Origin of the sequence: Acetobacter cerevisiae (assembly GCF_001580535.1) — a bacterium.
Taxonomy (GTDB): domain Bacteria; phylum Pseudomonadota; class Alphaproteobacteria; order Acetobacterales; family Acetobacteraceae; genus Acetobacter; species Acetobacter cerevisiae.
In genome coordinates this window covers 53,415-65,919 of the sequence record NZ_LHZA01000150.1, presented here as the reverse complement: position 1 = coordinate 65,919, position 12,505 = coordinate 53,415, and the positions used below count along the sequence as shown (strand labels likewise).

Annotated in this window: 14 protein-coding genes; 6 read left to right on the top strand and 8 right to left on the bottom strand. The window is 59.2% G+C overall.

Annotated elements, in window-relative coordinates; all coding sequences use genetic code 11:
* Positions 1 to 25 precede the first annotated feature (25 nt).
* The 3 genes from AD928_RS09750 to AD928_RS09740 all read left to right on the top strand — a co-directional run bounded on the left by AD928_RS09750 (position 26) and on the right by AD928_RS09740 (position 2,999).
* Positions 26 to 1,462 carry a transglycosylase SLT domain-containing protein gene (locus tag AD928_RS09750; protein WP_062250175.1) on the top strand — a complete coding sequence of 479 codons (1,437 nt, stop codon included), beginning with the start codon at positions 26 to 28 and terminating at the stop codon, positions 1,460 to 1,462.
* Between the two features lie 292 nt (positions 1,463 to 1,754).
* Positions 1,755 to 2,657, top strand: coding sequence for a hypothetical protein (locus tag AD928_RS09745; protein ID WP_062250173.1), 903 nt, complete (start codon positions 1,755 to 1,757; stop codon positions 2,655 to 2,657).
* A gap of 39 nt (positions 2,658 to 2,696) precedes the next feature.
* Complete coding sequence (locus AD928_RS09740; RefSeq protein WP_233420035.1) at positions 2,697 to 2,999, top strand: hypothetical protein; 303 nt, start codon at positions 2,697 to 2,699, stop codon at positions 2,997 to 2,999.
* Between the two features lie 83 nt (positions 3,000 to 3,082).
* On the opposite strand, the gene AD928_RS09735 is transcribed toward AD928_RS09740, so the two are convergent.
* Genes AD928_RS09735 through rfaD form a run of 5 tightly spaced genes read right to left on the bottom strand, consistent with a single transcriptional unit; the run spans position 3,083 to position 7,794 of the window.
* Positions 3,083 to 4,033: a hypothetical protein gene (locus AD928_RS09735; protein WP_062250170.1), complete on the bottom strand. Its 951-nt coding sequence runs from the start codon at positions 4,031 to 4,033 to the stop codon at positions 3,083 to 3,085.
* Complete coding sequence (gene pgeF / locus AD928_RS09730) at positions 4,030 to 4,830, bottom strand: peptidoglycan editing factor PgeF (protein ID WP_062250168.1); 801 nt, start codon at positions 4,828 to 4,830, stop codon at positions 4,030 to 4,032. The genes AD928_RS09735 and pgeF overlap by 4 nt, the downstream gene beginning before the upstream one ends.
* A complete protein-coding gene (locus AD928_RS09725) occupies positions 4,827 to 5,888 on the bottom strand; it encodes a class I SAM-dependent methyltransferase (RefSeq protein ID WP_373320544.1) in 1,062 nt (353 codons plus the stop codon). The genes pgeF and AD928_RS09725 overlap by 4 nt, the downstream gene beginning before the upstream one ends.
* Before the next feature lie 44 nt (positions 5,889 to 5,932).
* The gene (gene lgt / locus AD928_RS09720; RefSeq protein WP_062250166.1) at positions 5,933 to 6,787 is read right to left on the bottom strand and encodes a prolipoprotein diacylglyceryl transferase; all 855 of its coding nucleotides are present in this window, start codon (positions 6,785 to 6,787) and stop codon (positions 5,933 to 5,935) included.
* A gap of 26 nt (positions 6,788 to 6,813) precedes the next feature.
* Positions 6,814 to 7,794: an ADP-glyceromanno-heptose 6-epimerase gene (gene rfaD / locus AD928_RS09715; protein ID WP_062250164.1), complete on the bottom strand. Its 981-nt coding sequence runs from the start codon at positions 7,792 to 7,794 to the stop codon at positions 6,814 to 6,816.
* 194 nt (positions 7,795 to 7,988) lie between these two features.
* On the opposite strand from rfaD, the gene AD928_RS09710 reads away from it, so the two are divergent.
* The 3 genes from AD928_RS09710 to AD928_RS09700 all read left to right on the top strand — a co-directional run bounded on the left by AD928_RS09710 (position 7,989) and on the right by AD928_RS09700 (position 9,976).
* Positions 7,989 to 8,582, top strand: coding sequence for a LemA family protein (locus AD928_RS09710; RefSeq protein WP_043549582.1), 594 nt, complete (start codon positions 7,989 to 7,991; stop codon positions 8,580 to 8,582).
* Positions 8,583 to 8,607: 25 nt separating this feature from the next.
* Positions 8,608 to 9,600: a TPM domain-containing protein gene (locus AD928_RS09705; RefSeq protein WP_062250162.1), complete on the top strand. Its 993-nt coding sequence runs from the start codon at positions 8,608 to 8,610 to the stop codon at positions 9,598 to 9,600.
* Positions 9,601 to 9,673: 73 nt separating this feature from the next.
* Positions 9,674 to 9,976 carry a putative quinol monooxygenase gene (locus AD928_RS09700; RefSeq protein WP_062250160.1) on the top strand — a complete coding sequence of 101 codons (303 nt, stop codon included), beginning with the start codon at positions 9,674 to 9,676 and terminating at the stop codon, positions 9,974 to 9,976.
* A 101-nt stretch (positions 9,977 to 10,077) separates the two neighbouring features.
* Here the strand turns inward: AD928_RS09700 and AD928_RS09695 are convergent, their stop codons facing one another.
* From AD928_RS09695 to AD928_RS09685, 3 genes are read right to left on the bottom strand one after another with little or no spacing between them, the layout of a single operon-like run.
* Positions 10,078 to 10,752: a DUF799 domain-containing protein gene (locus AD928_RS09695; RefSeq protein WP_062250158.1), complete on the bottom strand. Its 675-nt coding sequence runs from the start codon at positions 10,750 to 10,752 to the stop codon at positions 10,078 to 10,080.
* Positions 10,749 to 11,123, bottom strand: a complete 375-nt coding sequence (locus AD928_RS09690) for a DUF4810 domain-containing protein (RefSeq protein WP_062250156.1) — start codon at positions 11,121 to 11,123, stop codon at positions 10,749 to 10,751. Before AD928_RS09690 ends, AD928_RS09695 begins: the two co-directional genes overlap by 4 nt.
* Positions 11,124 to 11,179: 56 nt before the next feature.
* Positions 11,180 to 11,842, bottom strand: a complete 663-nt coding sequence (locus AD928_RS09685; protein WP_231874808.1) for a CsgG/HfaB family protein — start codon at positions 11,840 to 11,842, stop codon at positions 11,180 to 11,182.
* Positions 11,843 to 12,505: the final 663 nt, after the last annotated feature.

Below are 12,505 nucleotides of genomic sequence, written 5' to 3'. Positions count from 1 at the left end.
CGCGTGGGCAGGGCGGATATAATCCATGACATCCAGACGACCCCCCTTCCGTTTTTATCAGACCCTTGCCCCGCAGCGGCGCAAGGTGCTGCGTCGTGCTGTGCGGACGTCCCCTCTTCTTGGTCTGCTGGCGCTGCTGGCTGCCTGTGCCGGGCAGCCCGGTACGGGGTCTCCGTCCATTCCGGTGGCTGAAGAAGCTGAGCAGTATCGTGCCCACGCCCGGTCTTACTACGCCCCGCCCGGCCCGCCGGAAGATCCGTGGGGACCGTATATTCAGGAAGCTTCCAAAAAGTTTGACGTGCCGGAAGAATGGGTTCGTGCCGTCATGCAGCAGGAATCCGGTGGACGCCTGTATCACAATGGCCAGTTTGTCACCTCAGCGCCCGGTGCGATGGGCCTGATGCAGCTGATGCCGCCCACGTATGATGCCCTGCGCTATGCTTATAATCTGGGTGATGATGCGTTTGACCCGCATGACAACATCATGGCGGGCACGGCCTACATCCGGCAGATGTACGACGTATATGGCTCCCCCGGCTTTCTGGCGGCCTATAATGCTGGCCCCGGACGGCTTGAGGACTTCCTGACGCGCAATCGTACCCTGCCGCGTGAAACCCGGAACTATGTGGCCTCCATTGGCCGCCGGATTGTGGGTATCTGGCCGGTGAACCGCTCTCAGGCGGATATGCTGGTGGCCAGCCATGACAGCATGGCTCTGGCGTATCAGCCGGTGCAGTCCAATACGGCAACAAGTTCCGTCCGCACGGCATGGCAGCGCAGGCAGTCTGGCCTGCCGACGGATAGCCAGCCTGTGCAGGTGGCAGAAGCCGCAACAGACAGCAGCACGACCGATGCCCCGTCCTACGGTGCGGACTGGCATCCGGTCTCTCGCGCCACGACGCCGTCTTCTACACGCAATGATGTCAGCTCCGTCTGGGCGCAGCGTCTTGCAAGTTCTGGCACAGCGAACAGCGGCGCGTCTGAAGCGCCGGTGCAGGTGGCGCAGGCGGTTGATGCGTCTGAACCGGTGGAGGATGCCGGGGACGAGGCACAGGCTGCGGCAACCCCGGCAACGGTTGCTCCGGCTCAGCCCCACGTGCTGCGTATTGCCGCTGTCACACCTGCCGCTACACCGAGCCGTAGCCGCTCCTTCCATCTGGTCTCTCCGGCCATGGCAGAGCCTGCTCCGCTGCTGAGCAAGAAAGCCCGCGCGCAGGAGCCACGGAACTGGGCCATTCAGGTGGGGGCGTTCAACACGGCCTCCATGGCGCAGCAGGCTACAGGGCAGGCCCGTAATCAGGCCACGCTGTCTGGTGCGAAGGCACAGGTTGCTGCCGTGCAGGTCAAAAAAGGCCGCCTCTATCGCGCCCGCCTGACCAACCTATCCCACACAGATGCCGTAGCTGCCTGCCGCCGCCTGAGCGGATGTGTGCTGGTTTCTCCGGACTCCTCTGGGTCCTGATTTCAGACAAACGCCGCATCTTACGCAGGCTATAAAAAAGACCAGTATTGAGCCTTCGGGGTTTGATACTGGTCTTTTTTTGCCCCAAAAGCCCCGGTTTGCCCGGAAAAAAGAAAAGCTTTTCGCTTAGAGAACATGTATGGACGGGGCCTCAAGGCGCATGTGTGTGAAGGGGCTCTCTGGGCATTATGAGCAATAAAGAAAATGGTTTTTTGGTAAGGAGCTTCACGCTCAGCTATCTGGAAGAAATAGAATAATCGTATTTCTTGTCATTTTTTTTTCAATATTTCTGGTGCAGGCTTATTATGGGTTTGGTTATCATTCCTTTGGGGATGAATCCGGGCACGATATTGGTGGCTGGGCTATTGAAAAGGGTGATGTCCTTTACCGGGACTATATCGACGCCCACGGCCCCCTTGTTTTTTTCACCACATGGCTTTTAGGGAAAGTCGTTGGCTACAAATATGCTTTCCTGTTCCGCCTGAACGCTGTTTTCATCACGTTACTTGCGGCGTTTGGTCTGTACTATGCCAGTAACGCCTCGCCATGGCGGAAACGCCTGCTTTCACCAGCGCTCTTTCTTGGCTTGTTGGGACCTGTCTGGATCATTCAGGCCCTGAGCATGAATGGCTACTGGATTTTTGGCGGGGATCTGACGGTTCTTGCGGGCTCACTGCTGGTTGTGCCTGCGCTTCTGGACATGCCGGTTAAAAAATGGGGCGCTGTTGGGGGTGGGGCTGCGCTAGCTCTGTTGCCCTTTGTTGCCTATTCCTTCCTGCCGGTGACGTTTCTGTTCAGCCTCTGCCTGCTTGGTGTGTTGTGCCGACGCGTCTCAAAGCTGAGCAGGACGGATGCAGTGTACGGTCTTGCCGGAGCGTTTGGGGCCTTTGCCATTTTCCTTGTGTGGATGCTGGTTTACGCGGACCTGAAAGGGTTTGTTGTCTACCATTTCATCAACAACCAGTTTTACTATGCGCACTATATTCCGTTTAGTTTTGGCGCAGTTCTCAAAAGCCTTCGTCCGTCTGTTCTGCCAGAAAATCTGGTGCAAACCCTCGCGGTCCTGACGTTGGTGATTGGCTACTCTCTTCTGGTCGGGGTGCATGCAGTGTCCTCTCCCTTTGGGGAGGATTACGTGCAGCGCAAACGCTCAGGATTTCATCCTTTTATGGCCAGCAATGATCTGATCGATTAGAAAATCCGAGACTATGCCCATCCGGATGAGCGTATTCTGGTGTTTCCGTATAATCCGAATGTCTATATTGAAGCCGACCGTCTTCCGATCAAAAAATATCATGATTATCTGCCATGGGAGGCGGATTACGCGAAGCATCCTGTCAAAGGTTACGAGCGTGATATTTGCGTCGACCTCCCCAAAGCGCTTCCGCCGGTCATTTATTTTAATAACTGGACCGTGTGGGGGCTGTGGAAGCCAGAGAAATTCATGGGCTGTGCTGTAGAAATTCTACAGACGCAGTACGAACAGCTTCCCGGTATCCCGGATGTCTATGTCCGCAAAGACCGGCTCGCACAGTAAGACACACCGATAGCAAAACGGGGGTCTATCATCTGATAGACTCCCGTAGTTTGAGCCGATTGGTTTATGCTATCCGGCGCGTGTCAGTTTTTCCTTGCTTTTTTCGGGTCTTTGCTTCCTGCAGCCGGCGGCGGCAGCGGCGCGTTATCACGCCCGGAATAGCGGTCGATAATCTGGCGGACAGCGCCGGCGGCTTCCTGTGCGGCAACGACTGCGATGTCGCCCCAGTAGCCGTCCAGTGAGTGGGCTTCAATATCATGGAGCTGCGTGGCGGCCCCGGCTTCCTTGCCGTTTTTGTCTGCAACGCGCCAGACAATTTCAATATGCTGCTGCGGATGGCCCGTGGTGCCAGCCGGGCCGGGGGTCAGCTTGACGGTGGTGGCCACGGAGAAATCCGCATTTTCCGCCGCATTCTGGAGTGTGTCCGCCGTATTGCGGAAGGACGCGGCAAAGGCGCGGCTGAGCGAGATATCGCCATCACCCGGCGCACCCTGCACCCCTTTGAAATACACGCGGGCTGCACGGTGCTTCAGGCTGTGCGGGTCTTTTTCCATGTCATCGGCCTGAATGCCCGTCAGCACGGAGGCCACCTTGGGGGCGGCGTCCTGTGCGGCAAGGCTGAGTGTGGCCGGGTCTGCCGCCGCCCAGAGCTGGGCCTGAAGCGGCTCACCTTCCTGGGTTGCGCGAATTTCGTTCTTCGGCGTCATGACCATATAGACAGGCACAATCTGGTCACCGCGAACGTCAGCCCGCATTTTCAGCCACCAGTCACCGGGGCGCACGGGCTGGGCCATGGCCGGAATGGTCTGTTGTAGCAGTTCGGCTGCCACATCCTTGGTCCACAGTTTGGCGGCATCAGGAGACAGCTGGCTATCGGTCGGGACCGAGATATCCAGCCGGGACGGAGGCGCATTGGCCGCCAGCCGCGTGGCTTCCTTGCCGGGGTTGGCAAAGGGGTGTGGCATATCAATACAGCCGCTCAGCAGGATCAGGCCCGAAAGAGGAAGGGCTGTGTGGCGGAAGAAACCGCTCATCTGGTCTGCACTCCTGTCGCAATCACTGAAATCTGGTGGCCAATGGGGCCACCCCCGGCCAACGTACGCCGCCGGTGGCTGAAAAACCGTTTCTCGTCCGCCAGTGTATCCACACCAAGGGCCGCGACTTGCCCAATACCTGCCCGTTCCAGCCGGAAAACACACCAGCCCGCCAGATCAAACTGATAATGGCCCGGCTTGCCGGGGGTAAAAAAGCGTGCGGCCTGAGGATCGGCCGAGGTGATGGCGGCGTGCATGTCCTCACCGGTTTCATAGCTTTCCTGCGCAATGCAGGGGCCAACCACGGCGCGGATATCGGTGGGTTTTACGCCCAGTGCCTGCATGGCCTCCAGCGTGGCTTCCAGTACCCCGGCCAGCGCCCCGCGCCAGCCAGCATGGGCCGCCCCCACGGTCTGCCCGTCCTTTGAGGTAAACAGAACCGGCGCGCAATCCGCCGTAATCACGCCCAGTGCCACATCCGGCAGGCGCGTCACCATAGCGTCGGCCTGCTCGCCTTCTCCCGGTGCCCAAGGGGTTTCCACCGTAATCACACGCGGGCAGTGGATTTGTGTCACACCCAGCAGCTTCTCTGGTGCCACATTCAGGCATTCGGCCACGCGACGGCGGTTTTCGGCCAGATTGGCCGGGTCATCCCCTGCGCGGGTGGAGCAGTTCAGGCTGGCATACGGGCCGGTGGACACGCCGCCTTCCCGCGTAAAAAAGCCATGCCGGGCCGGAGCCAGCAGCGGGCTGGTCAAGGGGGATGGGCGTGTGGGAGCGGTCTGGCCGGATGTCATTCAGCCGGTCCTTTCATAAAGCCGGGGGGCATGGGGAGCGAGGGGGAGGTCAGGGCCATAACCCGGAAAAGATGCCCCATCTTTTCCGGTGCGGCCAGTCTGTGTGCGCCGCTGCGCAGGTCAGCCGCATCCTGCGGGCTGGCGTGGGCGGCGAGCTGTTCTGTGCGTTCCATCAGCCCTAAAGCACGTAAAAACGTCCCTTGTGTGACAGCCCCCCAGATCGCCGCGCCAGCCTGCTGCGCCGAAGCGGCAAAGGCGGTAAAATCCACATGGGCTGTCAGGTCAGCCTCGCCTGCGGCTTCCAGCGGTTTGGCCGGGCGGGCATGGCGCAGGGCTTGCAGAGAGTCTCCGGTCCTGCTGGAATTATGGCCGTAATCCAGAAACAGCGCGGCACCGGGCGTGCGGGCAAAACGCTGCCCGAGCAGGCGGGCAAGGTCCAAAGCGGGTTCACACAGTTCCACCACATAATCCGGGTCCAGCGTCCGGCCATCCGGCAGCGTGGGTGCGGGGCAGGGCACACAGCAGAACGCGCCGTTTTGCACGTAATGCTCCTGCCAGCCCTCGGCAGTGTGCAGAAACTGGCGGATGGGGAGCGCGTCCAGAAACTCATTGGCCACCAGAATCAGCGGGCCGTCCGGCAGGCTATCCAGCGTGGTGTGCCATGTGGGGGAAAGGTTTGGAACGCGGGCCACAAAAGGCGCGAGGGCTTTGGCCTGCGCCTGCTGCATCAGCGGCGAAGTTTCCACCAGATGCACCTCAAGCGCCTGCGCAAAAGCAGGCACGCGGGAGGTAATCAGGCGGAGCATGTCGGCCATCAGCGTGCCGCGTCCCGGTCCGGCTTCTGCCAGCACAACCCGCTCCGGGCGACCCATGCTGACCCAGACCGTGGCGGCCCATGCGCCCAGAAGCTCCCCGAAAACCTGCGAGATTTCGGGGGCAGTAATAAAGTCAGTCAGCAGGGGATGCGTGGCGTAATACCGCGCATTGGCCCGCGCCATGAAGGCATCCAGTCGTTCTGGCTGCGGCTCATGTTCCGACGCAGGCCGTTGTGACGGCAGCCCGTCGGGAGCAGGAGAATGCGCGGGCATGGCGCTGCGCCTCGTCAGGCCTTGGGGCCCTGAGTGGTGTCCGGGACGGGGTCAGGCAGACCGGCATAAACCGGGCTGCGGCGCGCATGCAGCATCAGCGCCACACCGGCCGCAAGCATGGGCACACACAAAACCTGACCCATAGTGACCCCTCCGGGCAGGAAGCCCAGAAACGCATCCGGCTCCCGGAAGAACTCGCAAAAGCTGCGCGCGCAGGCATAGCCCGCCAGAAACAGTCCGGCCAGAAAACCGGGGCGTTCCCGCACACTCTGTTTGCGGGAGGCCATGAACATGACAAGGAACAGCAGCAGCCCTTCTGTCAGCGCTTCATACAGTTCGGACGGATGGCGCGGGATCGGCCCGGCATCGGGGAAAATCATCGCCCAGGGCAGGCTGGCCGGTGCTTCCCGCCCCCACAGTTCCCCATTGATGAAGTTGGCAATGCGCCCAAGCCCAAGCCCGACCGGTACGGCTACGGTCACGCGGTCTGCAAACGCCAGAAAGCTGATTTTGTAGCGCCAGGCAAACAGCGCCATGGCGATAATCACGCCCAGCGCCCCGCCATGGAAGGACATGCCGCCTTTCCAGACCTGTAGAATGGAAAGCGGGTGAGTGAGGTAATAGCCCGGCTGATAAAATAGCACATAACCCAGCCGACCGCCCAGCAGGACGCCCAGCGTCACCCAGCCCAGAAAGTCATCGGCCTGATCGGTCGTGGCGGCGCGCGGGGTGAGGCGCACCAGCCTGCGCAGCAGGGAAATCCCCAGCACAATGCCGATAATGTAGGACAGCGCATACCACCGGATCGTCAGTGGTCCCAGATGCACCAGCACCGGGTCAAATTGCGGAAAGAGAAGAACTGGCAGCATGCGTCAGGATGTCCGGACAGAGGGGGTCAGAGATACGGGTTACCCGTGGCAAGGTAGCCTTGCACATACTGGCGGATACCGTCTTCAAGCGAGGTAAACGTGCCGGTATAGCCAGCGGCCCGCAAGCGGGTGAGGTCCGCCTGCGTGTAGGACTGATATTGTCCGCGCAGACTTTCCGGCATGTCGATGAAGTCTACGCGACGTTCGCACCCCGCAGCGTCACACACCGCATGCGCCAGATCCAGATAGGACCGGGCAATGCCGCTGCCGCAGTTGAACAGGCCGGAGACGGAGGGGGTGTCATACAGCCACAGCATGACATTCACGACGTCACCCACCCAGATGAAGTCACGCATCTGCTGGCCGTCGGCAATGTCCGGGCGGTCGGAGCGGAAGAGGCGGGCCGGGTTGCCAGCTTTCACCTCGTCATACTTCACCTTCACCACAGAGATCATCTTGCCCTTGTGGTATTCATTCGGGCCGTAGACGTTGAAGAACTTCAGCCCGGCCCACTGCGGCGGCTGCGGGGCGTGCTTTTTCAGCCCGGCCATTACATGCTGGTCAAAGGTGTGTTTGGACCAGCCATACAGGTTAAGCGGGGTGAGCTGGTCGAGCTTTGCCGGATCATCGGAGAACAGCTCCGGTTTGTCGGCAGCGCCGTAGGTGGCGGCGGAGGACGCATAGATAAAGCGTGTGTCCGTGCGCGCGCACCAGTCCCACAGCGTCTGCGTCAGCGCCACATTGGTCCGCCAGACAAGGTCGGCATCGCGCGCCGTGGTCTCACTGATCGCGCCCATATGGAACACGGCGTCCACCTTCGGGTTTGTGGCCAGAAAAGCCTCAAGCTCTTCCGGTGCCACAACGCGAGACGGGGCATGGGCTGCCAGATTCCGCCATTTCAGGTCAGAACCCAGCCAGTCCACCACCACGGTTTCCTCCCCGCGGCGGGCGAGGGAAGCCTGAAGGCATGAGCCAATGAAACCGGCGCCACCGGTAATGATAATCATGGCGGGAGTTATAAAGGGCGCGGCCTCTCCCTCCAAGATGCAAGGCGGCTTTTGCGCTCTCTTTTTATAGAGAAGGAAATATTTCGCTTTCCCGGAGCGTTTTCGCGTAAAGAGAAACAACACACGGAACCGTGAGGGGTGGTTTGCGTCCCCTGAAACGGATCTGTTTTGATGCGTTTACTAAGGATACCTAGATGAAGAAGCTTCTCATCCCCGCGATTCTGATTGTTGGCCTGCTGTTTATTTTCGGGTCCAGCTATAACCGCTTCATGGCGGCAGACCAGAACGTGCAGGAACAGACCGGCCAGTTGCAGAATGAAGTGCAGCGCCAGTCCGACCTCATCCCCAATCTGGTCAACACCGTGAAGGGCTACGCCACGCATGAGCATGACACGCTGACGGACTACGCAGCCGCCCGCTCTGGTGAAACCCCGCTGAACCGCATTGACCCGCGCACCGTGGACAACGCGACCCTCCAGCAGAAAATTCTGGAAGCCCAGACCCGCAACGCCAAGGAAATCAGCGCGATTAACGCCGTTGTGGAACAGTCTCCGCAGCTTCAGGCCAATCAGGACTTCACCCGCCTGATGGTGCAGCTGGAAGGTTCCCAGAACCGCATTACCGTAGCGCGCCAGCGTCTGCAGCAGGCCATTCTGTCCTATAACCAGACGGTCATGCACTTCCCCGGTAATCTGGTGGCAGGCATCATGGGTTACCATGCCCGCGTGTACTATCAGGCCTCCCCGGAAGCCCAGACCCCGCCGGTTGTTGATTTCTCCAAACACTGAAACCAGCGCGTTGAGGCATAACACCATGCGGCAGGATCACCTCCCCACGTTCCGCGCTTCGCAGCCCGTGATGCAGGCGGGTTTTCTGGCGCGTATGGCGGCTGCCTGCTCCGGGCTGCTTGTGTTGCGCTGGCTGGCCGGGCGGGGGCTGCCGCGTGTGGCCCGTGCCCGTGCGTTCGGGCTGGCCTCCCTTCTGGGGCTGGTGCTGTGCGGGCTGGGGGCGGGCCTTGCCGCCCCGGCATGGGCGGGTGATGGCGTGCTGCTGCGGCAATGGGTGACAGACCCGCAGAATGTTCTCTCAGCCGATGAGAACGAGGCCCTCTCCCACAAGCTCTATCAGCTCTCCCAGACTGTGCCCGGCAACCCGCAGATTCTGGTCTCTCTGCCCGGCCATGTGGAGGATATAAGCCTCTATGCCAACGAGGCCTTCCACAAGACCGGCATTGGCAAAAAGGGCGTGGATAACGGCCTGCTGGTTGTGCTGGATATTCCCGACCGTCAGTCCCGCATTGAGGTGGGTTACGGGCTGGAAGGTGTGCTGACCGACCTGCAAACCAATGACATCCTGCAAGCTGCCAAGCCCGATTTGCAGGCAGGCCATTACGCACAGGCCATCAACGGCATTGTGGATGCGCTGGCCACTGAGCTGACCCATGCAGACCCTGCCGACATTGGCGGGAATGCCTCTGCCCAACAGCCGGATTCCCAGACAGACGCCATGGAGGCGCTGATTGGTCTGGTTGTGCTGGGGCTGCTGTTTGTCGCGCTGCCCATCTGGCTGATCCGCCGGTCCCGCCGTCGCGCAGCACTCTATCCGGGGGGCTATGTGCCGCCGGAAGTGCAGGCCGAGCGGAGTGCAAAATGGAGCTTCTTCCTCAACCTTGGCCTCAACATTCTCTCCGCCATTCTGCAAAGTCGTGGTGGCGGTCGGGGTGGCGGGTCCTCCGGTGGAGGCGGTGGCGGCTTTAGCGGCGGCGGAGGGGATTCCGGCGGCGGTGGGTCGCAGAGTTCCTGGTAAGGCGGGCAGGGGCGTTTGCTCCCCGAACCGTCTGGCCATGTTTTAAGAATGATCTGAGTGAAAGATAAACGACGTGAGTGAAGACATTACAGTTGTTGCTTTTCTGAAAGCTAAACCGGGTTCAGAGAAAATCGTGGGGGATGCCATGGCAGCCTGCGTGGCCCCGACCCTGAAGGAAGCTGGCAACATCTCCTACGTGCCGCAGCAGGATCAGGACGATGCGCAGACTTTTGTGTTTGTGGAGCGCTGGACCAGCCGCCAGACCCTGAACGAGCATATGGAAACCCCGCACTTCAAGACGCTGATTGCCAGCGTGAAGGACCATCTGGCCGCCCCGGCTGCCGTGCATGTGCTGAAGCCAGTTGCCGGGATCTGATTTCCATCAGGTCTGAGAGTTAAAAAAACCGGGATGGCCTGATGGCTCTCCCGGTTTTTTTGTGCCTGCATACGGTAGGGCTACACGCGGTGCGGGTGGCCTCAGTCCGTACCGTATTTCACGGAACGCGGGCCATAAAGCATCCCGTCTGGCGGACCAACCCGCAGCAGACGTTCCGCCGCGACATGGGCCACGTCAAAGCTCTGATCCGTCAGATTATGCACCGCCTGTTTGACCGCAGCGGTGACGAGCAGGCCAATAATGCCCCCGGCCGCCACCTGCGGGTCGCCCACATCACTACTATTCGCGGTGGCAGAACCACTCCACAGAACGCTGCCGGTTTTAAGGTCCACCAGTTTGGATGTGGCCGTGACAACCGTATTACTGCTGAGAACCTGATAGACGGAGCCATAGGCCGTAATGGTGGTGTACAGCGCAGCATCGGCCCCAAAAACGGACTGCAATTTGGCTGCCGGAGCCTGCATGATGTCATCGGGCGTATCCAGCCCGTTCTGGCGGAAGGTTTCAATTTCCACCGCGACTGGCACCACATAATAGCCGCCTTCGGCCAGCGGGTGCGTCATCTGCGCAATCAGGCCGTTGGAGGCGTTCACATCCGGTGTGTGGTTGACCGGCGGCAGAACCAGAATGGAGCGCGGCCTGGCGGAGCGGAAAGCGGTGTAATCTGGCGCTTTGGCTGTCGTGGTGCTGCAGGCCGAGGTCATCAGCGGCAGGGCGGCGCAGAGGCACAGGCGGGCAAGGTGAGAGAGCTTCATGAGGACGGCTGCGCTTTTTGGCCAAGGTTGTTCAGCAGAAAATCCATGTAGGTTGCGGATTCAGGAAACAGCGTTTTTTCCTGACTGAATTCCTGCTGGGCCAGATCTGTCCTGCCAGTGGTGGCGTAGAGCATGCCCAGATGCGCGTGGAAGCCCGGCGGAAGTGCGAGCCCTTTGGCCTGTGCTTTCTGCACATCCTTTTCCAGAACAATAATCTGGGCCTGCGGGTCGGTTTGCCCTTTCAGATACAGATATTGCTGGGGCGGGAAATCCTGCCAGCTATAAAGGGGCGGGGTTTTGCTCCCATTGGAACATGCAGCCAGACAGCCCAGCAGGCCGAGGCCCGCCAGTGCTTTTTGGGACAAAGCCATAAGCGATAAAATCCAGTTTTGAGAGACGCGTTTTCAGGGGCGGAGGGCTGAACGCCTTACCGGATCTGCCCTGCATCCACCTGCTGCGCGAGATGATTGACGGCATCCTGCACGGCCAGATCCAGCACCTTGCCATTGAGCGTGGAATCATAGCTGGCGGTGCTGCCAAAACCGATAATTTCACGGTCAGACAAGGCATATTCCGCAGCGCCTTCGCTGGACGTGACAATCTGTGAGGTCAGCGGATTGACGATCTGAAGGCTGACTTTGGCATAGGCAATCTGTTTGTGGCCCCGGCCTGCAATGCCAAACAGCTGCTGGTCGCCCACTTCCTTGCGGCCAAATGCCGTCACGTCACCGGTAATCAGATAATTGGCCCCCTGAATGCTCTGGCCCTGCTTGAGGAACGCGGCTTCCTGCCGGCCTTCCGTCAGATTATCGCGGTCCATCACGTTAAAGCGACCGCTTTGTTGCAGGCGTGTGAGCAGGATGGTGCGGGCCTGATTACCCAGACGATCAATCCCGTCGGAAAAAATACCGTTCATGTAATTGGAGCGGTTGGCAAACTTGCCTGCCGCAATCGCCACACGCGGCCCGTTATAAGGCGTCTGGGCAGATGCCACAGGAGGAACAGGCAGCGTGCGCGAGGATTCCGTTGCGCATCCACACAGAAGCAGACCAGTCAGGGCAAGGCTGCTCATAGAAAAAACAGAACGCAAACCGATAATCCTTATAAAAATCATAATGTGAGCAATGTATACTAATATTTAGAAAAATTGTGAATACTTTTGGATGGTATGAAGAAGGCGTCTAATTTTTAAACCGATTGCTGTTTGTGTGGTCCTCTTACCGTTTTCTTCTGAAAAAGAGGCTGAAAGCGTTCCAGAACAAAAAAATCAGCCTTCCCGCAATCGCTAGTCTGTATGACCTCCGGCCAGCCCTGTGGGACGTCTCTTTTTGCCTTCTGAAAGAAATAAGGACTGCGTGCAGATTCGGGCCGAGATGTTCTGCGTGCACGGCTCACGAAGAGCAGGAACAGGTTTGGAAAGGAGGAAGGCGGTCCGACTACCTACAGTCTCAGAGGCTTGCATCGTGCAGACGAGCCGGTTTACAGCCGATTCTTAAGAATTTCTCTTCCAGTCACTCAGAAGGGGTGCTTCAAAAAAGACACAAATCATGCAGAAATCGCATATCTGAATTCCCTTGTATGCAATGAGAAGGGAGAAGTGTGTCGAAAATGTATCATTTCAGGTGCAAAATATTACCCACTTCTATTTTGGGGCTTCCCGACCTCACGAAAAGGCGGCTTTTAAGAAATTACGAGCTTAAAAACTATTTCACACCTTACACCTTGGGAACGAATTTGATGGTGCAGAGACATC